This is a genomic window from Streptomyces sp. CA189 (assembly GCF_056428985.1).
Map to the genome: position 1 here is coordinate 45,006 of NZ_JBWJVM010000013.1, position 21,184 is coordinate 66,189.

20 protein-coding genes and 3 pseudogenes are annotated in these 21,184 nt (G+C 69.7%); 17 read left to right on the forward strand and 6 right to left on the reverse strand.

The window, feature by feature from the left end:
• Positions 1-119 precede the first annotated feature (119 nt).
• On the forward strand, positions 120-1,763 hold the full coding sequence (locus AC061S_RS13295; RefSeq protein ID WP_478686115.1) for an acyl-CoA synthetase: 1,644 nt from the start codon (positions 120-122) through the stop codon (positions 1,761-1,763).
• A 182-nt stretch (positions 1,764-1,945) separates the two neighbouring features.
• Here AC061S_RS13295 and AC061S_RS13300 read toward each other — a convergent pair whose 3' ends face one another.
• Complete coding sequence (locus tag AC061S_RS13300; RefSeq protein WP_478686116.1) at positions 1,946-2,836, reverse strand: alpha/beta fold hydrolase; 891 nt, start codon at positions 2,834-2,836, stop codon at positions 1,946-1,948.
• Positions 2,837-2,944: 108 nt separating this feature from the next.
• Here AC061S_RS13300 and paaK point away from each other — a divergent pair, with 108 nt between their 5' ends.
• The 3 genes from paaK (at position 2,945) to AC061S_RS13315 (ending at position 5,824) form a co-directional block, all read left to right on the forward strand.
• On the forward strand, positions 2,945-4,255 hold the full coding sequence (gene paaK / locus AC061S_RS13305; protein ID WP_478686117.1) for a phenylacetate--CoA ligase PaaK: 1,311 nt from the start codon (positions 2,945-2,947) through the stop codon (positions 4,253-4,255).
• A gap of 145 nt (positions 4,256-4,400) precedes the next feature.
• Positions 4,401-5,225 (forward strand): YhjD/YihY/BrkB family envelope integrity protein, encoded by an 825-nt coding sequence (locus AC061S_RS13310; protein ID WP_478686118.1) that lies wholly within the window; start codon positions 4,401-4,403, stop codon positions 5,223-5,225.
• 74 nt (positions 5,226-5,299) lie between these two features.
• Entirely contained in the window at positions 5,300-5,824 is a 525-nt protein-coding gene (locus AC061S_RS13315; protein ID WP_478686119.1) for a GNAT family N-acetyltransferase, read from the forward strand.
• 28 nt (positions 5,825-5,852) lie between these two features.
• Here AC061S_RS13315 and AC061S_RS13320 read toward each other — a convergent pair whose 3' ends face one another.
• A complete protein-coding gene (locus tag AC061S_RS13320) occupies positions 5,853-7,373 on the reverse strand; it encodes a fatty acyl-CoA synthetase (protein WP_478686120.1) in 1,521 nt (506 codons plus the stop codon).
• 191 nt (positions 7,374-7,564) lie between these two features.
• Between AC061S_RS13320 and AC061S_RS13325 the strand changes: the two are divergent.
• Both AC061S_RS13325 and AC061S_RS13330 read left to right on the forward strand, forming a co-directional pair.
• A pseudogene (locus tag AC061S_RS13325) lies at positions 7,565-9,060 on the forward strand (penicillin acylase family protein); the annotation flags it as partial.
• Positions 9,061-9,620: 560 nt separating this feature from the next.
• Positions 9,621-9,752: a hypothetical protein gene (locus AC061S_RS13330; protein ID WP_478686121.1), complete on the forward strand. Its 132-nt coding sequence runs from the start codon at positions 9,621-9,623 to the stop codon at positions 9,750-9,752.
• A gap of 18 nt (positions 9,753-9,770) precedes the next feature.
• Here the strand turns inward: AC061S_RS13330 and AC061S_RS13335 are convergent.
• Positions 9,771-10,425: pseudogene (locus AC061S_RS13335) on the reverse strand (helix-turn-helix domain-containing protein).
• 78 nt (positions 10,426-10,503) lie between these two features.
• Entirely contained in the window at positions 10,504-10,818 is a 315-nt protein-coding gene (locus AC061S_RS13340) for a hypothetical protein (RefSeq protein WP_478686122.1), read from the reverse strand.
• Between the two features lie 447 nt (positions 10,819-11,265).
• On the opposite strand from AC061S_RS13340, the gene AC061S_RS13345 reads away from it, so the two are divergent.
• The 4 genes and pseudogenes from AC061S_RS13345 to AC061S_RS13360 all read left to right on the forward strand — a co-directional run bounded on the left by AC061S_RS13345 (position 11,266) and on the right by AC061S_RS13360 (position 13,316).
• Complete coding sequence (locus AC061S_RS13345; RefSeq protein ID WP_478686123.1) at positions 11,266-11,496, forward strand: hypothetical protein; 231 nt, start codon at positions 11,266-11,268, stop codon at positions 11,494-11,496.
• Positions 11,497-12,062: 566 nt separating this feature from the next.
• Complete coding sequence (locus AC061S_RS13350) at positions 12,063-12,308, forward strand: hypothetical protein (RefSeq protein ID WP_478686124.1); 246 nt, start codon at positions 12,063-12,065, stop codon at positions 12,306-12,308.
• A 129-nt stretch (positions 12,309-12,437) separates the two neighbouring features.
• A pseudogene (locus AC061S_RS13355) lies at positions 12,438-12,668 on the forward strand (leucine-rich repeat domain-containing protein); the annotation flags it as partial.
• A 195-nt stretch (positions 12,669-12,863) separates the two neighbouring features.
• A complete protein-coding gene (locus AC061S_RS13360) occupies positions 12,864-13,316 on the forward strand; it encodes a GNAT family N-acetyltransferase (protein WP_478686125.1) in 453 nt (150 codons plus the stop codon).
• Between the two features lie 28 nt (positions 13,317-13,344).
• On the opposite strand, the gene AC061S_RS13365 is transcribed toward AC061S_RS13360, so the two are convergent.
• Entirely contained in the window at positions 13,345-14,934 is a 1,590-nt protein-coding gene (locus tag AC061S_RS13365) for an ISL3 family transposase (RefSeq protein WP_478686126.1), read from the reverse strand.
• A 207-nt stretch (positions 14,935-15,141) separates the two neighbouring features.
• Positions 15,142-15,309, reverse strand: coding sequence for a recombinase family protein (locus tag AC061S_RS13370; protein ID WP_478686220.1), 168 nt, complete (start codon positions 15,307-15,309; stop codon positions 15,142-15,144).
• A gap of 164 nt (positions 15,310-15,473) precedes the next feature.
• On the opposite strand from AC061S_RS13370, the gene AC061S_RS13375 reads away from it, so the two are divergent.
• From AC061S_RS13375 to AC061S_RS13405, 7 genes are all read left to right on the forward strand, one after another.
• Complete coding sequence (locus AC061S_RS13375; protein ID WP_478686127.1) at positions 15,474-15,680, forward strand: hypothetical protein; 207 nt, start codon at positions 15,474-15,476, stop codon at positions 15,678-15,680.
• 69 nt (positions 15,681-15,749) lie between these two features.
• Complete coding sequence (locus tag AC061S_RS13380) at positions 15,750-17,180, forward strand: phytoene desaturase family protein (RefSeq protein WP_478686128.1); 1,431 nt, start codon at positions 15,750-15,752, stop codon at positions 17,178-17,180.
• A 218-nt stretch (positions 17,181-17,398) separates the two neighbouring features.
• Positions 17,399-17,749 (forward strand): hypothetical protein, encoded by a 351-nt coding sequence (locus AC061S_RS13385; protein ID WP_478686129.1) that lies wholly within the window; start codon positions 17,399-17,401, stop codon positions 17,747-17,749.
• A gap of 82 nt (positions 17,750-17,831) precedes the next feature.
• Positions 17,832-18,398 (forward strand): DUF5819 family protein, encoded by a 567-nt coding sequence (locus tag AC061S_RS13390; RefSeq protein WP_478686221.1) that lies wholly within the window; start codon positions 17,832-17,834, stop codon positions 18,396-18,398.
• Positions 18,395-19,387: an HTTM domain-containing protein gene (locus AC061S_RS13395; protein WP_478686130.1), complete on the forward strand. Its 993-nt coding sequence runs from the start codon at positions 18,395-18,397 to the stop codon at positions 19,385-19,387. Before AC061S_RS13390 ends, AC061S_RS13395 begins: the two co-directional genes overlap by 4 nt.
• A gap of 15 nt (positions 19,388-19,402) precedes the next feature.
• Positions 19,403-20,254 (forward strand): serine hydrolase domain-containing protein, encoded by an 852-nt coding sequence (locus AC061S_RS13400; protein WP_478686131.1) that lies wholly within the window; start codon positions 19,403-19,405, stop codon positions 20,252-20,254.
• A gap of 370 nt (positions 20,255-20,624) precedes the next feature.
• A complete protein-coding gene (locus AC061S_RS13405) occupies positions 20,625-20,900 on the forward strand; it encodes an isoamylase early set domain-containing protein (RefSeq protein ID WP_478686132.1) in 276 nt (91 codons plus the stop codon).
• Positions 20,901-21,184 lie beyond the last annotated feature (284 nt).

Here is a 21,184-nt window from a genome sequence, read left to right on the forward strand (position 1 = left end):
CAATAGTTTTCTGACACCCAGTCAGATTTCTTGGACGGTCCCCTTCCCTGTTGGGGTTGGCGACGCTCTAATGACCGCCGAGCAGACCAGCCATGGGATTTTCTGGGTCAGGAGGACCGGTGGAGTACAACATTGCCGACCTGTTCGAGTCGGTCGTGGACGTGGTCCCGGACCGCGAGGCCCTCGTGTACGTGGACCACCCCGGGACCGGCGCCGAGCGCCGCCTCACGTACGCGGAGCTGGACGCGGCGGCGAACCGCATCGCGCACCATTTGCTGGACAGCGGCCTGAAGGCCGGTGAGCACCTGGGCCTGCACCTCTACAACGGCATCGAGTACCTCCAGACCGTCCTGGCCTGCCTGAAGGCCCGTCTGGTACCGGTCAACGTGAACTACCGGTACGTGGAGGAGGAGCTCGTCTACCTCTACAACGACGCCGACCTCGCCGCACTCGTCTTCGAGGGCGAGTTCACCGAACGGGTCGCGGCGGCCCTCCCCCAGACGACGAAGCTCCGCCACCTGATCCGCGTCGGGCCGACCCCCGAGGGCGCCCCGGAGCCCTCGATCGCGCCGGTAGCGTACGCCGACGCCGAGGCGGCCGGCTCGCCGGAACGCGGCTTCCCGCCCCGCTCCCCCGACGACCTGTTCATCATCTACACGGGCGGCACGACCGGGATGCCCAAGGGCGTCATGTGGCGCGCCGAGGACCTCTTCTTCGCCGGCCTCTTCGGCGGCGAACCGACCGGCGAACCGGTGAAGCGGCCCGAGGAACTGGCCGAGCGGGTCGCGTCGAAGGGCGCCGGGCTCACCTTCTTCCCCGCGCCGCCGCTGATGCACGGCACCTCCACCCTGACGTCCTTCATCGCCTTCAACTACGGGCAGCGGGTGGTCATCCACCGCAAGTACGCGCCCGAGGAGGTGCTGCGGACCATCGAGAAGGAGAAGGTCTCCAGCGTCTCGCTGGTGGGCGACGCCATGCTGCGGCCGCTCATCGACGCCCTGAACGGGCCCCTGAAGGGCACCGACCTGTCCTCCCTCTTCAGCGTCTCCTCGTCCGGCGCGATCATGTCGGAGACGGTGCGCGCCGAGTTCCAGGCGCTCGTGCCGAACGTGATGCTCCTGAACAACTTCGGCTCGTCCGAGTCCGGCTCCAACGGCCGCGCGACGAACGACTCCAGCCCGGAGAAGGGCTTCCGACTGGAGGTCAACGAGCGTACGCAGGTGGTCGACCCGGTGACCCACGAGCCGGTGCCGATCGGCGAACCGGGACGGCTCGCGCAGCGCGGGTACGTCCCGCTGGGCTACTACAACGACCCCGTCAAGACCGCCGAAACCTTCTTCCAGAAGGGATCCGAGCGGTGGGTGCTGCTCGGCGACATGGCGACCGTGGACGAGCAGGGCATCGTCACCGTCCTCGGCCGCGGCTCCCAGTGCATCAACACGGGCGGCGAGAAGGTGTACCCGGAGGAGGTGGAGCAGGCGCTGAAGTCCCACCCGGACGTCTACGACGCCCTGGTCGCCGGGGTCGCGGACCCGACGTGGGGCAGTCACGTGGCGGCGGTGGTCCAGGTCCGGGAGGGCGCCGCCGAGCCGACGCTGGACGAGATCCAGGCGCACTGCCGCACCAAGCTGGCGGGGTACAAGATCCCGCGCCAGCTCGTCATCGCCCCCGCCATCCAGCGCTCCCCGAGCGGCAAGGCGGACTACCGGTGGGCGAAGTCGGTGGCCACGGAGGCGGACGCGGCCCCGGGCGCCGCGGGCTGAGCTCTCGTACGCACGCGGTTGCGGGCCGGAACCCCTGTGGGTTCCGGCCCGCACGTGCGGAGGGGTGGGGGCGTAGTGGCTGGGGGGCGTAGAGGCGGGCGGCCGCTGCCGCTCGGGCCCCGGCGGTCGGACGCAGGCGCTCGGGCCCCGGCGCTCGGCCCCCGGCGCTCGGGCCCCGATGCTCAGACCCCGGTGGCCAGGAAGCGTTCGATGCGGGCCGCGAAGCACGCCTCGTCGTCCAGCCACGGGAAGTGCCCGCCGCCCGGCTGTACGTCGACGGCGCCGCGCGGGAAGAGCTCCGCGATCCGGGCGGCGAGGGCCGGAGAGGGGTTGGAGTCGAGCTCCCCGGCCAGCACCAGCACCTCGCCGTCGACCCGGCGGAGGGCCTCGCGGGTGGCGGGCGGGTCGAAGGCGCCGGAGCCGGCGAAGGCGGCGGCCGCCTCCGCGTTCTTCTGGGCCGGGCTCAGTTCGGCGTGGGCGCGCGCCTTCTCGTCCCAGCGTCCGTAGGCGAGCGGCATCGCGGCCGCCCAGGCGGCCTCCTCGGGCGCGCCTCCGGCGGCGACGGCGGCGAGCACCCGTTCGTAGGCCGCGATGGCCGAGTCGTAGGGCTCGCCGCCGGCCCGGCGGCGAACGTCCGCCAGGCGTACCTCCGAGGACTCCGCGAGGTCGACGGCCCAGGCGGTCGGGGTGACGAGGGCGAGGCGGCGCACGCGTCGCGGGTGCGCCGCCGCGTGGAGCAGGGCGAGGTTGCCGGAGGCGGAGTGGGCGAGCAGGTCGACGCTCTCCAGGCCGAGGTGGATGCGCAGCGCCTCGACGTCGGCCACCTGGTGGTCGACCCGGTACGTCGAGGTATCGGCCGGGACCGCGGAGTGCCCGGTGCCGCGGAGATCGAGCAGGATCAGCCGGCGCCCGGCGGACAGTCCGCCGAGGTCGCCCAGGTACGCGGAGGCCCGCATGGCACCGCCGGGGAGGCAGACGAGCGGCTCGCCTTCGCCCTGGACGTGGTAAGCGAGTTCGGTTCCGTCCTGGGCGGCGAAGGTAAAGGTGCAGGTGGATGACGTGGAGGTCGGCATGGGCGCAATCTCAGCAGACGATCACCCGTTCGAGTAATTGATTTGGGCGCCGGGGTCCGGCAATCTACCGAATGATCGGTCGGTTGACTCGGACAAGGGGTGGGCGGCATGGGTACGTACACAGAGGGACACGGCGGCGGTGCGGACGAGGGCGAGCGGATGGGCCGGGACGAGCTGGCGGCGCTCCAGCTGACCCGACTGCGGGCGACCTTGCGCCGGGCGTACGACCGGGTGCCCTTCTACCGGCAGGCCTTCGACAAGGCCGGTCTGCATCCCGACGACTGCCGCTCCCTCTCCGATCTGTCCCTGTTCCCCTTCACCACCAAGTCCGATCTGCGCGACCAGTACCCCTTCGGGATGTTCGCCGTACCGCGCTCCGAGGTCCGCCGCATCCACGCGTCCAGCGGCACCACGGGCCGGCCGACCGTCGTCGGTTACACGGACGGGGACCTGTCCACCTGGGCGGACGTCGTCGCCCGCTCGATCCGCGCGGCGGGCGGCAGGCCCGGCCAGATCGTCCACATCGCCTACGGGTACGGCCTGTTCACCGGCGGCCTGGGCGCGCACTACGGCGCGGAGCGCCTGGGCTGCACGGTCGTCCCCGCCTCGGGCGGGATGACGGACCGCCAGGTCCGGCTGATCCAGGACTTCCGGCCGGAGGTCATCATGGTGACCCCCTCCTACATGCTGACCCTGCTGGACGAGATGGAGCGCCAGGGCGTCGATCCCCGCGCCACCTCTCTCCGTACGGGGATCTTCGGCGCGGAGCCGTGGACCGAGGAGATGCGCCGCGAGATCGAGGAGCGTCTGAGCATCGACGCGGTGGACATATACGGGCTCTCGGAGGTGATGGGCCCGGGCGTCGCACAGGAGTTCGCCGAGACGAAGGACGGCCTCCACATATGGGAGGACCACTTCTATCCGGAGGTGGTCGACCCGCTGACGGGCGCCGTGCTGCCGGAGGGCGAACCCGGGGAGCTGGTCTTCACCTCGCTCACCAAGGAGGCGATGCCCGTCGTCCGCTACCGCACCCGGGACCTGACACGGCTGCTTCCCGGCACCGTCCGGCCGGCCTTCCGCCGGATGGAGAAGATCACCGGGCGCAGCGACGACATGATCATCCTGCGTGGGGTGAACCTCTACCCCACCCAGATCGAGGAGGTGCTCCTGCGGACCCCGGCCCTGGCTCCGCACTTCCAGCTCCGGCTGACCCGGCAGGGGCGGCTGGACGCTCTGACGGTCCGGGTGGAGGCGCGCCGTGAGAGCGACGCCGGACAGCGGGAAGCCGCGGCGGCTTCGGTGGTGCGGGCCGTCAAGGAGGGCATCGGAGTCTCGGTCGCGGTGGAGGTGGTGGATCCGGAGACCCTGGAGCGGTCCGTCGGCAAGATCAAGCGGCTGGTGGACCTGCGGGAGGCCTGAGCCTGCCCCTGCCCCTGCCCCTGCGCCGCACAGGGAACAGACGAGCGCCCGCGCCGGAGGACCGGACACGGCCGGATCCACCCCTTCGGGCTCACTCGGGGGGCCTCCCGGGAAGCCGCGGGCCCATCCGGGTAGGGAGAGAGGCGTGACCTCGACCTTCCGGCGGCTCCACGACCGGCTCCAGGCCTCCCAGGCCGGGCTGGCATGGAGCCGTGGGCGGGAGATGGAGCTGATGCACCGGGCCATGGGCTTCGCCGCCCTCGGCTTCCTCACCCTGGTGCCGCTGCTCGTCGTCGTCGCGGCCGCCGCGCCGGGCAGCGGCTCGGGCTTCGGTCGCTGGCTCGGTCAGGCGCTCGGGGTGACGGAGTTCTCCCGGGAGCGGGTGGAGATGCTGTTCGGCGCCGCGGACCTCGCGCTGGAGCGGACGACCGCCTTCGGTCTCGCCGCCCTCGCGGTCTTCGGCCTGACCTTCGGCTCCGCCGTGCAGACCGGGTACGAGAAGGTGTGGGACCTTCCGACGGCCCGCTGGCACACCATGTGGCGGCACGTCGTCTGGCTCGCCCTGCTGGTCTGCTACCTCGGCCTGCTGGTCGTCATCCCCGCCCCCTCCAACGATGGCACCGGCACAATCCTCGGCACCACGGGCGACCTCATCGGGACCTGCCTGTTCTTCTGGACCTCCCAGTGGATCCTCCTCGGCGGGCGGGTCCGCTGGCGCGCCCTGCTCCCGGGGGCCGCGTGCACCAGCCTGGGCCTCCTGGGCCTACGGGTCTTCTCGCAGTTGGTGTTCTCCCCGCTGATCGCCTCCAACGCCGTGACCTACGGCCCCTTCGGCACCCTCCTGGTCGTGCAGTCCTGGCTGGTCGGCGTCGGCTTCGTGGTCTACGGCGGCGCTCTGGTCGGCCGGCTCTTCCACGAACACCTCGTCCTGCGCCGCCTCCAGGACACGGAGCTCTCGGAAATCGATTGAACGTGCGATGCCGACCGTGATAGCACTTCATGGTTTGCAGAACGATCACGAGATGGACCAGAGGTGTGGTGGGCATGGCGCTCGGAGAACTGGTGGAACTGCGGGCGATGGGCCCCGAGGACGCCGAGGCCCTGTGGCGCTGGAACCACGACCCCGAGGTCATGCGGTGGATGGACGACACGTACGCCCAGCCGGTGGAGCGCGTCCGCGCCTGGCTGACCGACCGCCCCCGCAATTCCTACGAAGACCTGCTCTTCGGCATCGAAGCGCTCGACGACGGCAAGCTCATCGGGCTGGTCACCCTGCACGACGCGGCCCCGGAGAAGGGCATCGCGCAGCTCGACATCTACCTGGGCGAGAAGGAGTACTGGGGCCGCGGCTACGCCACCGACGCGGTGCGGACGGCCTGCCGCTACGGGTTCCAGGACATGCGCCTGCACAAGGTGACCCTGACCGTGGTCACCGAGAACCACGCCGCGCGCAAGGCCTACGAGAAGGTCGGCTTCGTCGAGGAGGGCCGACTCCGTCAGGTCTTCCGCCGCGACGGCCGATGGTTCGACCAGTTCACCATGGGGCTGCTCTCGGACGAGCTCCGCTGACTCCGCCGAGGCCGGCGCCGCTTCCCGTTCAGGCCTGGGACGAGAAGCGGTCGCGCAGGGTGCGCTTGAGGATTTTGCCGCTCGCGTTGCGGGGCAGGGCGTCCACGAAGAGGACCCGCTTCGGGGCCTTGAAGTGGGCCAGCTTCTCACGGGCGTAGGCCAGGAGTTCCGCCTCCGTCACCCCGTCGCGCGGGACCACCACCGCCGTGACGGCCTCGATCCACCGTTCGTCCGGCAGGCCGACCACCGCCGCCTCGGCCACGCCCGGGTGGGTGTACAGCACGTCCTCTACCTGCCGCGAGGCGACCAGTACCCCGCCCGAGTTGATGACGTCCTTCACCCGGTCCACGACCGTGAAGTACCCCTCCGGGTCCCGGACCGCCAGGTCGCCGGAGCGGAACCAGCCGTCCCGGAAGGCCTTCTTCGTCGCCTCCGCGTCGTTCCAGTAGCCCAGGCAGAGCTGCGGGGAGCGGTAGACCACCTCGCCCGCCGTGCCGTCCGGCACCGGCGCCCCGTCCTCGTCGACCACCCGCGCCTCCACGTGGTGGACCGGCCGCCCGCACGAGTCCATCCGCCCCTCGTGCTCCTCCGGCCGCAGCACCGTGGCCAGCGGGCCGATCTCGCTCTGGCCGAAGCAGTTGTAGAAGCCGAGTCCGGGCAGCCGCGCCCGCAGCCGCTCCAGGACCGGCACCGGCATGATCGAGGCCCCGTAGTACGCCTTGCGCAGGGCGGACAGGTCGCGGACGGCGAAGTCGGGATGGTTGGCCAGCCCGATCCACACCGTCGGCGGCGCGAACAGGCTGTCCGCCTCCCGCGCCTCCACCAAGCCGAAGATCTCCTCCGCGACCGGCGCGTCCACGATCGTGTTCCGCGCGCCCACCGCCAGGTACGGCACCAGGAACACGTGCATCTGCGCCGAGTGGTACAGCGGCAGGGAGTGCACCGGCAGATCACCCTCCGCCAGGTCCAGGGCCGCGATCGCGCTCTCGTACTCGTGGCAGAGCGCCTCGTGCGTCATCATCGCCCCCTTCGGCAGGGCGGTGGTCCCGGAGGTGTACAGGAGCTGCACCAGCCGGGACGGGTCGCCGGAGCGGGCGAAGGCCGCGGGCCCCGCGGGCTCTGCAGAGTCCTGCGCGCCGGCCAGGAAGGAGCCGGGCGCGTCGCGCAGCGGGCGTACGGCGAAACCCTCGGGGACCCGACCGGCCAGTTCCGGGTCCGCGAGGACGAGCGAGCTCCCGGAGTTCTCCAGGATGTGGGCGAGGTCCTCCCCGGTGAGGTTCTGGTTGACGGGGACGTGCGTGAGCCCGGCCCGCGCACAGGCGAGGAAGGCGAGCAGGTAGGCGTCGGAGTTGTGCCCGAAGGTCGCGACCCGGTCGCCCTCGGCCAGCCCGTAGCGCCCGCGCAGCACGGCCGCGCCCGTGGAGACGGCCCCGTCGAGTTCCGCGTAGGTCCAGGTCCGCTCGCGGTAGCGGACCGCCACCCGGTCCGGGACGCGCCGCGCGCTGTCGTGGAGCAGTCCGTCGACCGTGTTCTTCCGCACCGGGGTCATGGCGGGATCTTCGTCTGCGCGCACGGCCGGGGTCAATGACCCGGGCAGCGCGGATGCCGGGCCGGAACGTCCAGGGATACCAAACGGCATGTCGACACGGTGCCAGGTGGCCTGCATGAGTGTGGGGGCACACGAGCACCACCCACCCGCACGGGCGATCGCGCCCGTGCGCAGGCTACTTGGGAAGTACGTTGCGCCTACTCCACGGACGCCGTCGCGCCCGGCCGCTCCTGCGCCGCGTCGCCGGCACCGCACTGCTGGCCGCCGCCTCGGCGATACCCGAGGCCGCCGCCCGCGGCCAGGGCTCCGGCCCGTCCGGCGGCGGCCTGTCCGCCGTCATCCGGTACACCGAGAACGGGATCCCGCACATCCTGGCCCGGGACTACGCCCACCTCGGTTTCGGCACCGGCTGGGCGCAGGCCGCCGACCAGGTGTGCGTGCTCGCCGACGGGTTCCTGACCGTCTCCGGGGAGCGGTCGCGGTGGTTCGGCCCGGACGCCGCGCCCGACGGTTCGCTCTCCTCCGCCTCCGGGAACCTCTCCAGCGACCTCTTCTTCAAGGGCGTGCGCGATGCCGGCCCCGTGGAGAAGCTGCTGGCCGTGCCCGCACCCGCCGGGCCGGGCAAGGAGGTCAAGGAGCTGATGCGGGGCTGGGCCGCCGGCTACAACGCCTGGCTGGCCCAGAACAAGATCACCGACCCGGCCTGCAAGGGCGCCGGGTGGGTGCGCCCGGTCACCGCCACCGACGTCGCCGCCCGCGGCTTCGCCGTCTCGGTCCTCGGCGGCCAGGGCCGCGCCGTCGACGGCATCACCTCGGCGCGGCCCCCGGGCCCGGCCGCAGCCGCCCCGGCCGACCCGAACGCCACGGATGCGGCCGGCGTCGATCCGGCCGCCGCCGCGGAGGCGGCCCGGGCGTTCTTCGACACCACCCGCTACGACATGGGGTCCAACGCCGTGGCCTTCGCCGGTTCTGGCAGTCGCAGCAGACCATCCCCGGCGAGCTGAACGTCTCCGGCGGCTCGCTGCTCGGCACCACCGTGGTGAACATCGGCTTCAACGAGAAGGTGGCGTGGAGCCACACGGTGGCCACGGGCACCCCCGTCAACCTCCACCAACTGGCCCTCGACCCGGCCGACCCGACCTCCTACCTGGTGGACGGCACGCCGGAGAAGATGACCGCACGCACCGTCAGCGTCCCGGTCCGGGGCGGCGCCCCGGTCACCCGGACCCAGTGGTGGACCCGCTACGGCCCGGTCCTGTCCGGCCTCGGCGCCGGCCTCCCGCTGTCCTGGACCACCACCACCGCCTACGCACTGGCCGACCCCAACTCCGCGAACATGCGCGGCTCCGACACGGCACTGGCCATGGGCAGGGCCCGCTCGGTCGCCGGCGTCCAGGAGGCCCTGCGGCGCACCCAGGGCCTGCCCTGGGTCAACACGGTGGCCGCCGACTCGGCGGGCGGCACCCTCTTCACCCGGTCCCAGGTGCTCCCCCGGATCACGGACGAGCTCGCCGCGCGCTGCTCGACCCCGCTGGGCAGGGCCACGTACGCCTCCTCGGGGCTGGCGGTGCTGGACGGTTCGCGCGGTGACTGCGCGCCCGGCTCCGACCCGGACGCGGTCCAGCCCGGGGTCTTCGGCCCGGGCAGGGCGCCGACGCTGCGGGGCGCCCCGTACGCCGAGAAATCCAAGACCATGATCAAGGCATGATTATTGCGCGGCTTTGACGTGTAAAGAGCAGCAGGTCAGGGCTGGTGCGGGCAAGACCGGGTGCTTGCTGATCCTCGAAGAGTGTGAGCTGCTTGGCCCATCAGACGGGCGCTGCTCGTCGGTCCGGAACGCCTCGCACGCGCCGATGGTTCGGGTCGCACTTGGCCTGTGCCGTGTCTTCCCTCTTGGATATTCCGCCCAGTGGCGGAGCCTGCTGACCCGTATCTCCAGCGGAGTGCCGGCGTTCAATGGGTGTGACAGAAAGTCAGTACGTAGCGGCACTGACCCGTTGCATCGAAGAGCACTACGAGGCTGTGAAGAGAGCGCACGAGGCGTGGGAGCAGGCCCAGGACTTGGCCTCGAGCATGGCCCGTCTCATCCAAGCCTGCCTGGCGGCAGGTACATCCTGGGCGGAGGTGGGACGACTGCTCGCCGAAGTCGTGGATGGGACCCCTCCCGAAGAACTCCTCCGGCATAGGCCTCCGGCTCCGATCTCCTTTCTGCCTCCGGTACTCAATCCCGACTCAAGGCCAGCACGCGTGCCGACGCAGCCCAGCACTGGAAAGTCCGCCCGGCTGGTGAGCATCGTCGACGAGGAAGGAGTTCCCCTCAGCGCGTTCAAGGCGGTGTGGGAGCGGGCGGTCCCACACGCCGACTACAAGCCGACCTAGTGCTGTGACCGCATAGGCTCACCGTGTTTGCCAGGCGGCGGTTTTGAGAGGGCGTCCGCCCCAACGGACGCCTTTCTCGCTGCGGATGCGGGCGCGTTCCTTGCGCTCGGCGGCCAGGACATCGCGGTGGCGGGCGTTGGCGTTGCGCCACCGCAGGTAGGCGTGCAGGGCCCGCGTCTGGACCGTGTGGTTCGAGTAGTTCGAATTGGCGATGGTGAACTGCCTCAGCGGTCCGAAGTGGGCTTCGATCGGGTTCGCCCAGGAGGCGTAGGTCGGGGTGAAGCACAACTCGACTTTGTTCTTTCCCGCCCAGAGGCGGATGTCGCTGCCCTTGTGAGTGGACAGGTTGTCCATGATCACGTAGATCGGTGCTCCGTCGGGCCGGGCGGCACGGATCGACTTCAGTGCGTCCAGAGTGTTCACGGCACCCTTCTTGCGGGACGGCCTCCCGCCCACCGAGGGTCCAGCAGGCCAGGCCGATCTCGTTGAACCGGTGGATCACGTTCCGGACGGTGTCCTCGTCGGCCTGCACCAGCTGGGCGATCACCGGCACGCGGTTCCCGCCGGCCGAGGCCAGCAGCATCATCGCGCGCCGGTAACGCACCGAGTTGGTGCTGCCCCGGCGCACGATCTGCTGCAGGCGCTGCCCCTCCTGGTCGGTCAGCCACCGCACATCCAGCAGTCGGACCGGATGTCACCGCACATCCAACCGTCACGACCGCTGGCCCGGCGAACGTTCCCGGGCGGAGGACTACTTGTCGCGCAGGCTCTCGATTTCGGCGGCCAGCACGGCCATGTCGCGCACGTGCGTGTAGTACTCGGCCGCGTACTCGTCGTCGATCGCCGGGAGGACCTTCGCGAACACCGAGGTCAGCCGCGTCAAGCCTGCCCGGTGCTGTTCGCTGAGCGGGCCTTTACGGACGCCTGCGGCATAGCCATAGGCGTCCGCGTCGAGCAACACCATGTCCTGGCCCTCGAAGTCCAGGCCGCGGCAGCCGGGTGGGAACGGCCTGGCAATGTGCTCGGCCATCATCTGCGCAAGCGTGTCGAGCTTCTCTTCGAGCATGCGGGAGATCCTGCCAGGCACACGCTCGCGTCATTGGATCGGGTGTCCCGGCACACCCAAACCACCCACGAGCCCCAACCCGGTGAACCTATGCGGTCAGAGCACTAGCCGGAGGAGGCGGCGGTCCGCGCGGTCGGCGCCCGGGTCCTCGAGGGTCGGCTCGGCCGGCTCGGCGGCCAGACGGGCCGGGCGGCCGGAGGTGCCTAGGGAGTTGCAGGGCGGGGGCCGCCCAGGGGGCAGCGCTCGATCACCCCGCGAGTCTGGCCTATGCCCAGTTCCCTTTCTGAACGGGGGAACCGGCACCCCTTCTCCGGCGCCGCCTGCGGCCATGAAGGTGGAAGGAAGAGAGCTGATGACTTCGTGGCCCATCCCCCCATAACCCCTGTGGGGCCAGGTGCTCCGCGCCGCAGTCTGCGTTCGCAGACCACCAACGGGAGGGAACCCCTCATGTCCGCCACCATCGACCAGCAGCCCCAGCCGGCCCCGCAGCAGCCCGCGCCGGGCACCGACCCCGTGTTGCTCCTGGTCATGGGGAGCGTCGTCGTCCTGGGCCTGGGCGCCATCGGCTACCTGTGCGTGGTCCACCGCTCACTGGTCGACCCGATCGGCACCGTGGGCGAGGTGGCCTCGGCGCTGGCCGCCGCATTCGGCGTGGCGCTCGCCCTGCGCCGCCGGTGACCACCGGCGCCCCCGATGGGTGATTGGTGACCAATCACCCGCGAGCATCGGCGGAGCCATCACCGGCGCTTGATCTGCTTGCCACCGCGGCCACCTGTCCTGGGCGGGGGCTTGGCGGGGGCCGGTGCCCAGAGGGCGGCGCTGATCATCCACCCGCACAGTCTCCCGCCAAAACAGCCGGGGACCTTAATTCAAAGGTTTTCCGCAGGCCAGCCCGTAGGTACCGTGCGGCCGCAGGAACGCAAAACCGTACCACTCCGCGCTGTTGGGTGGCGGGCCGCCGGCAGGTGCCTCGGGAGGCCTGCACGAGCCGTGAGCGGCTGCGGGGACAGGCTAGGCTCGTGCGCAGTCCGCGCCGACATGGGTGTGTGGGCCAGGGCCGGTGCCCAGAGCGCTCTGGGGCAGTACGACCGGGCCGCCCCGGCCCCGGTATTCCGACGGAGTGCCGGGGCCGACGGACTCAAGGGTCCAGCCGCTCCCGCGATGGCTGGACGTCCTCACCGGCACCGGGACACGTAGGGCAGTACCGCGGCGGCGAGGGTGTGGGCTGAATAAGGGGTGGGAAAGTGGAGAAGACCTTGTTCGAAGAGTTGTTCCGCAGGAGACCGCATCCGGTGCTGCGTCTGCTGGGCAACCTGGCGCTCTGTGCGGCCCAGCTCGTCTTCGTGATCGCCGTGATCACGCACTTCCATAGCGCGTGGCGGTGGCTTGCTGTCCCGCTGGGGCTCTGGGCCATGGTGGCCGACGGCCGGGGCGTGGCCTTGGCGGTGCAAGACCTTCGGCGGCGCGGCGACGGCCTGACGCAGGAGTGAGACGAGCAGAGCTGGTTGACCGGCCAGCGCCATTTCCACCGCGCCAGTGAGACCGCGTTTGAGATCTGCCGTATCCCGGGGCTGGTGGGGTCGTTGAGCCTTGTGTGACTGGTTCCGGGGTCAAGGTCCCTACGCCACCTGGACCTACGCGAGAACTCTCTGATTGGGGTGCCGGAGTCACTGGCCGGTCTCCCGCGCCTGCGTCAGATCGACCTGCGGAGCAACCGCCTTGGCCAGCTGCCCGACTGGCTCGCCCTGATGCCATCGCTGGAGAAGCTGGATCTGCGTTGGAACGAGGTCGATCCCTCGCTACCGCTCCTCAGCGAGCTGGAGCGGCGGGGGTGCGTCGTCCTGACGTGACAGAGACGACACCACCTCTCGCCACAGTGCCGCTATTTCTCGGTTCTGGCACAGATCTTGGGGAGTCGTCGCGGAGCGTCATCTCAGCGTTCGAACGCGAGGCGGCCGGGTCCGACAGTGATCGATCTTGACGTGCCTGACGTGTGTGGTGTCGAGTTGCCGGTGAGAAGTGGCACCAGCGCATAGGGGATCGACATGTTCATAGCGGAAGAGGGCGTTTTCGATCCTGCTGAGGTGCTGAAGCTCTACGACTCGGTCGGCTGGGAGGGCTACACGAGCGACGTCGACAAGCTCTGTCGCGGTCTCGTGAACTCTCACCTCGTCATCACGGCACGAGACGGATCGGGATCCCTCCTGGGACTGGCCCGGACCATCTCCGACGACGAGCACATCTGTTACGTCCAGGACGTCGTGGTCAATCCGGCGAACCACAGGCAGGGGGTTGGCCGGGCGCTGGTGGAGCACCTGATGCGGCGCTACTCCCACTGCCGGTTCTTCCTCCTGTCCACTGACCACGAGTCGTCACCAGAGGGCAACCGCAACCACGCGTTCTACCGGAGCCTGGGCTTCCTGTCCTACGAGGAAAAGGAGATGGCAGGCTTCGGACTGCCGAGGAACCGCCCCGACCTGCGCGATACGGCTCCGTAGGCAAAAGATTTTGAGGAGTTGCGGAGTGCTACTGGAGGAGGATCATCTTGCGGAGTAGTTCGAATCCGGCTCGGCCGTAGAGCTGCCGCTTGATCTTCTTGATGCGGTTCACGGCGCCCTCGATGCTGCCGGAGCTCCAGTCGAGAGTGAGCCCGGCTGTCACGGCGTCGAGGTCTCGGAGCAGGTGCAGTGCGAAGCCGGTGAGGCCCGGTAGCTGACCGGCGTCGACTGCGTCGATCCAGGTGGGGAGTGTGGAGCCGAGGCGGTCGGTGAGTATCTCGCCGAAGTCGCGGACGTGTCCCGCGGCCTTGTCCAGTTCGGGGCAGCGGGCCAGGACCTCCTTCAGGCCGGCCCGGCCTTCCTCGGTCAGGGTCGTGGGGTGCCGGGTGAGCCAGCCAGTCACCTGCCGCACCGTCGGCGGCCGCGGCGGCGCGCCGGCCGGAGCCCCACGCAGGGTAGCGATGTGGGAGCGGACCATCTGGTAGGTCACGGGGGCGTTGTCGGCAACGAGTTCGCTGTGGAGGTGGGTGACGCTGGTGCATCCTTCGGCGAAGCGTCGCTCCAGGTAGGGCTTGTAGGGGTCCAGTCTGCTGGGCCGGGGGCGGTTCTCGCGGATGGTGTCCTGCCAGCGTGCGGCGTTCGCGTACCGGAGGACGGTGTTGAGGCCCCAGCCCAGGTGCCGAGCGATCGCCCGGCGCGAATGGCCCTGAGCGAGCAGCTCGTGGACCAGGGCGTGTGCTGCCTTCTTTCGGTCGGCTCGCCGGCCGGCGGGCTCCGAGTCACCCTGCGGCCGGTCGGAACCCAGGGTGGCCTTCGGCAGCATGCCGCCGGGCGATGGGGTGCGCAGGCAGTCGCGGTGGGCGGCGACGCAGGTCTCCACGGCTCGGCCGAGGCCCTGCCACAGATGGAACCGGTCGGCGACCTGCAGGGCATCGGGAGCACCGCGCCGGGCGCCTTCGGCGTAGGCGCCTGCCCGGTCCCGGCAGATGATCTCCACGCCGGGGTGACGGACCAGCCACGCAGCCAGTGGCCCGGTCTCGCGGGTCGGGAGCACGTCGACTACGCGATGGTCTTCGACGCTGGTCAAGACGGTGGAGTAGGTCTGGCCGCGACGGATCGCGAAGTCGTCCACGCCCAGCACCCGCGGCGTGCTGAACTGCGGATCGGGCAGTGCCATGACCCTGCGTAACAAGGTCATCCGGCCCGCGCCGAAACCCAAATGGGCAGCCAGCCGAGCTCCGGCCCGCCCGGCCAGCGCGAGCCCCACCCGCTCCAAGGCGCAGTTGAGCCGAGTCGTGAACCTGGCGTGCGGGGCGGCCAGCCGGGAGAACGGCTCGGCGAACGTCCGGCGCGGGCAGTCCGCCGAGCCGCAGATGAAACGCCGGACCGTCAGCCGGATCACAAAGCCCTGCTCAGCGAGCGGAAGGTCCTTCAGCCTGCGCTGGTACCGATCGTGGACCCGGTCCGAGAAGCGGCCGCAGTCCGGACGTACAGAGCCGGCCGCGCGACCTCTCGCCACCACCTCGACCGTGCCGAACACGGCCGTAACCGCCTCGACATCCACATCGTCGATCCCGGCGAACACCAGCGACTCCCAGAACGGTGCATCGGTCTGCATGACCAGCACCATCGCCGTCCACAACCGCCCGCAGCAGCGGCCAGCAGACACCTGAGGGAGCGTCAATTCTGACCGTTGGACGACAAGGCGTGCGCCGTCTCACACGAGCCCGCCTCCTCACAATCGAACATCGAGGTCACCCTCCGCGACCACTCCCCAAGATCTGTGCCAGAACCCATTTCTCGTGAACAAGCACAAGCGAGTTGATCACTGAACGCCGCTGAAACTCGTCAACAAACGCTGTCGCTGGAGATGAACGAAGCCACCGGCTTCCAGACTGTCCATCGGCCGCTCCGACATCAGGGCGTGCTCGAACTCGGCTACCGCTCCGAGGATCTGGAAGAACATCCGCCCGACTGCGGTGGAGGTGTCGATGCCCTGGTCGTGTTACCGGACGTGGAGATGTGCAGGGCTGGCACTCGAACGCGTCCTCTACCCCGGTCGCCTGAGCGACTCGCGCTTCGGTACCCAGCTGGCTTGATCACGGCGGTGCATCTATGGCACCGGTCTACGATGATCAAGATCACGAAGGGGGAGGCATGAGACTGGCATGGCTGGCATGGCTGGCCGACGAATGGGATGAGCTGGGGTACAGCAACGGTGTGCTGCGGGGCGGGGTCGGCACGGTCGCGGTCTTGCTCAGTGCGGCAATTACCGCCCTTGCGCTGCGCCGTCTCCGCGTTGCCGCGCTGACGGCCGCGGGGGTGGTCGCCGTCGCGGGAGTCGGCTGGCTGTCAACCCACTGATGGGGAGCACAGGCACGGGTCCGGCGAGCGTGGCCTACCGTGCCGGGAACAAGAACTAGGAAGCATCGTATGACGGACGCTGCCGTAGTCGGTTCCGGCCCGAACGGGCTGGCCGCCGCCCTCACTCTGGCCCGCGCGGGACTGCTGGTCGAGGTTTTCGAGGCGCACGAGCACCTGGGCGGCGGACTCCGCACCGAGGCTCTGTTCGACTCGGAGGTGCTCCACGACATCTGCGCCGCGGTCCATCCGATGGCACCGGTCTCCCCCTTCATGAGGTCGCTCCCGCTACATGAGTACGGCGTCCGCATGATGCGTTCGCCCGCCGCGTACGCCCATCCCCTGAGGGGTGGGCAGGCCGCCGTCGCGTGGAACGACCTCGACGCCACCTGTGCGGAATTGGGCAGGGACGGGAAGCGCTGGCGGAGCCTGATGCTGCCGCTGATGGAGCACTCCGAGGCCGTCGTGCGGCTGATGCTCTCCACCCAGCGGACCGTTCCCCCGCTGCGCGCCCTGACGGCACTGGCACCGCGGATGCCGTTGCATGCGCTGAGACTGGGTGGCGGACTGCGCACCGAGGCGGGCCGGGCGCTGCTGACCGGTGTGGCGGCCCACGGGATCGGTCGGCTGCCCTCGCCGGCGGCCGCTGCCGTCGCGCTGCTGCTGGGACACCTGGCCCACACCTCGGGCTGGCCCATACCGCAGGGCGGTTCTGGGGCGCTGGCGGCCGTCATGGCCGCGGAGATCGAGAAGCTGGGCGGTCGGATCCACACCGGCGTACGCATCGACAGCCTTCGCGAACTCCCCGCCGGCCGACGCATCACGATGCTCGACGTCTCACCGCGCGAACTCGCCCGCATCGCGCCCCTGCCCACCGGCTACGTCCGCCGGCTGTCCCGCTACCGCTACGGCCCCGGCGCGGCGAAGGCCGACTTTCTTGTCGACGGCGAGATCCCGTGGACCGACCGCCGGCTCTCCCGGGCCGCCACCATTCATCTGGCGGGTACGCGCGGAGCGGCGGCCGAAGTGGCCCGCGCGGAGGCGCTCACCGCCAGGGGGACGCCCGCGGAGTGGCCGTACATCATCGTGGTCGACCCGGCGGCGGCAGATCCATCGCGTGCTGTCCGCGGCCGCCGGCCGGTGTGGGCCTACGCGCACGTACCCAACGCCGATACGCGAGACCCCCTGGCCGTGATCCGGGCCTCGATCGAGGCGCACGCGCCGGGTTTCACCGACACAGTGCTGGCCGAACGCGGTATGTCGGCAGCCCAGTTGGGTGAGTACAACGCCAACTACGTCGGTGGGGACATTGCTTCGGGAGCGATGAGTCTGTGGCAGACACTGGCCCGCCCGGTTGCCCGTTGGAATCCGTACCGCACACCCGTTCCGGGGACCTGGCTCTGCTCCTCGGCCACCCCGCCGGGCCCCTCGGTGCACGGCATGTGTGGATACCATGCCGCCGCGTCGGCTCTGAAAGAGCAGGGACTTCACGCAAAGCTGTAAGTCAACCCATTTTCTTCGACCCTCAACAGAATTGAGAGACTCCAGATATTCGGAATGCTCACCTCCACCCCGCACATGTCCGGAAAACGGACAGTGGCTGGAAAATGCTCTTGCTCGGCTCTATTTCAGTTGATTGGATTTCCTTGATCAACACACGGCGGATCTCTCCCGACTCGTGAGATTCACCGTGCTCAGGTTTCGTTAAAAAGGAAATCATTGTGAACGTGAAGAAGATAGGCACCGTTGCCGGTGTCGCCACCGCAGGCATCGCTCTCTTTGTCGCCACCCAGGGCAGCGCCCAGGCCGCACCGGCTCAGCCGGTGGTGTCGGTCGCCCCCGTCCAGCCGTCGGAGGACGCCCCGCAGGCCATCGGCTCCGTGCTGGGCAAGGCCGCCAAGTCCGTGGGCAAGGCCGCCACCAAGGGCGCCAACAAGGCGACGGCCCTCGGTAAGGGTATGAACCAGGTCGCGAAGAGCAACGCCGACAACATGCTGTCGCATGGCGCGATCTGGTCCGCGCCCTCCGAGCTGCCGCCGGGCGTCGACAGCAACACCGTCTTCGACCGGTAATCATCCTGTGACGCAGACGTACCGCACCACCAGGAGGGCGGCGCTGCTTGTCGGCGGCGCCCTCCTGGGCGTTCACATGACCATGGCCGCGCTGTCGCAGGCGCCTCTCAGTCCCGCCAAACTCGTATACGGGGACACGGTAACGGAATATTTGGATCCGTACTTTTCCCAGAACTGGATGCTGTTCGCTCCCCGGCCGATGTCCGACAGTCGTGGAATCCTCGCACGTGCCACGTGTCCGGACGGTTCGGTATCCGATTTCTACGATGTCTCGGCTGGGGCCTTGCAGAAGGTTCAGGATTCTCGTTTCTTCCCCTCCCGCGATGTCCGACTCGTTTCCAGCAACATCCAGAACCTCACGAGTAGCGAGGAGATCCTCCGGAGGCTGCGGCAGCAGCAGACCAACGACAAGAAACCCGCGCTGCCCCCGATGCCGTACGAGAAGGCGACGGAGGCGGAGTCGGTGAAGTACCTCTCCCGCTACGCCTACGACCACATGCCGACCGCGTGCGGCGGCGAGTCCGTCAAGGTGCAGGTCCGCATGTACGTGGACGAGCTGCCGCCATGGTCGAAGCGCCGCGACCCCGCCGCCGAGGGCCAGGTCCTGACCAAGGACTTCGACTGGATCGACACCAAGGACCTGCGATGAAGAACTTCGGCGCCCGCCTGGACGCCTGGTCGCTGCACGCGGTGGCCGTCACCGGTGTCTCGGGCACCCGGATGCTGCTGGGATTCGTCGGGCTCATGTACTACGTGAGCCAGTACCAAGAGCGGAACTACCTGTTCGGCCCCGATGGGCTGATGCTGCACGACGAGTTCAAGGAGCAGGTGTCGGGCTTCAGCCTGTACACACTCTCCGCCTCACCGGCCTGGTTCCAGCTCGTCTTCCACGCCGGAGCCGCGGTGGCACTGGCCGTGACCCTTGGCGTCGGCGGCCGGCCGGGCCTGGCCCTGCACTGGGTGTTCCTCTGGTCGATCTACCAGCGCCAGCCCGGACTCCTGGACGGCGGCGACAACCTCGCCTACGTCGTCATCCCCTTCCTGCTGCTCACCCGCTGCTACGACCGCTTCGCGATGCCCACCGGGGTCGCGAAGCGGCTGTCGGAGCGGCTGCCCGGGCATGTCCGGGCGCTGTCGGTCCCCTTCCACAACCTCGGCGTCCTGATAGTCGCCGCGCAGATCTGCCTGGTCTACGTCGCCTCCGGCCTCTACAAGGTCATGGGTGAGGAATGGCAGGACGGCACCGCCCTCTTCTACGTCATGAGGGTGCCTGAGTTCGAGCTGCCCGGCTGGTCGAACCTCGTCTACGAGAGCGACTTCCTAGTGGTCCTGGGGACCTACGGGACAGTGGCCTTCCTGGTCTACTTCCCCATGGGCATCCTGGTCCGGGGCCTGAGGCCGTGGGCCGCCGCCATGTCGATCGGGTTCCACCTGTCGATCGCCGTCTTCATGGGCCTCACCGGCTTCGCCCTGACTATGATCGCCTGCGACCTGGTCTTCCTCTCGGGGGCCCTCGACCGCCTCATCACCTGGGCCGGCAGTCGGACCGACCGGAAGGCAGACCCGGCGCCGCAGCCGGGTGCCGAGGCCGAGGAGGCCGGGAAGAAAGGGGCTGTCCATGAGCCGGAACTGGTCTGACGGAGACGAGCGCGCATGCTGACAGCCACCTGCCTGCTGGGCGGCCCGGGAATCACCGACCGGGTCACCCACGGCCATGACGCGGATCGCTTCGTGCAACTGGGCTCCCTGAGCAAGGTGATGACGGGAACCGTCCTGACCCGGCTGACGGATCAGGGCGTCACCGACCTCGACGCCCCCCTGGAGGACTGCCTCGGCGAGGTGCCCCGGGGCACAGGGATCACCCTGCGGCACCTCGCCGAGCACACGTCGGGCCTGCCGCGCCTTCCCCCCGGCGCCACCGGCCCCGCCGACGACCCGTACGCCGACTTCACCGACGCCACGCTCAGCGTGCTGCTACGCAATCTCGACCGGGTGGCGGCGGATCGCCCGGGCGTGGAAGCGTACTCCAACCTCGGGTACGCCGTGCTCGGGCGGGCACTGACCGAGGTGTCGGGGCGTACGTACCAGCAGCTGGTGGACGAGTGCGTCCTGGAACCACTGGGGCTGGCGGCGGGCGCTGTCACGGCGACCCCCCCGGACGGCCGGCGGCTGGTGGCGCGCACCCTCTTCGGCCGTCCTCGCGCCCCGTGGACCCTGACCGGGCCGATCCTGCCCTCCGGCGGCCTGTGGTCCACCCCGCGGACCATGGCCTCCGTCGTGGTCGAACTGCTGGTCAAACGCAGGCTCGGGCCCCCGGCGCCCACGTGGCGCCGGGGAGAGTCGTCGCTGTTGTGGCACAACGGAGCCACACGCGGCGCGTCCGTCGTCGCCGTGGCACACGACGACGGCCGCTGGCTCCTCCTCCACCGCCTGCACAGCAACGCCACACGTACCGACCGCATGGCGATCAAGAAGTTCGAGGCATCGGGTCCCCCCAGGTCATGACCCGCGTGCGAGGAACACTGGCGGCGCCTGCGGGATCGCCGTCAGCAGTTGCCGCCGCAGCGGCTTCGTCCACCTGCACGTCGCCATGCGCGTCGAATACCCGCATCATCGCCGGGCACCTTCACGAAGCCGTCATCGGCGCCCACTACGCCCCCTCCAGTTCCTCGTCGGAGAACACCTTCGTGGCCGACCGCCACTCCCCACACCGTCAACACTCATGCAGCTCAACAAGCCAACCAGCCCTCCGCAACGGGCCAGGTCAGGGGCTACTACGCTGTGGCGGGTGGCGTAGTCCCGGGCTGTCGATGCCTCCGCAGCGGGCAGGGATCGCAGTGCCCATGACCCCTTGAGGTGAGGAGCTGACGTTTCCATGCTGGAGCGCACCCGGCGCAAGAACCGCACCGAGATCACGTTCGTCCTGGCCGCCGGCCACCCGGCCGGTGAGGTCAGCGTGGTCGGCGACTTCAACGACTGGCGGCCCGGCGCCCACCCGATGGCCGAGCGCCCCGACGGCACCCGCGCCGTCACGGTCACTCTGCCGGTGAACGAGCGCCACGGCTTCCGCTATCTCGCGCACGGCGGCCACTGGCTCGATGAGGACGGCGCGGACGGCCACGACGGCCGCAACAGCCTCCTGCGCACCTGACCTACGGCGCGACAGCGGCCGACCCCGCCCCCAGAAGGAGAGGACCCCTGTGACTGACATGTAGGTCTAGGGTCCCGCCGGTAATCTGCTGAATTAAGCGCTAAAAGTGGTCGGCTCCGGAAGTCCTTCGGGGGTGACGTGCGGGGCCCGTCTGGGTGAGACCGGCCAGGGCGACGATGTCCAGCTCGCTTCGGCCGGTATCCGGCTGGTGTACGGGGGGCCGGTGCGGTTGTGTTTGGTGTACCTGCGCTCCGGTAAAGCCCCGGTGTCGTCCGGTGGCTATA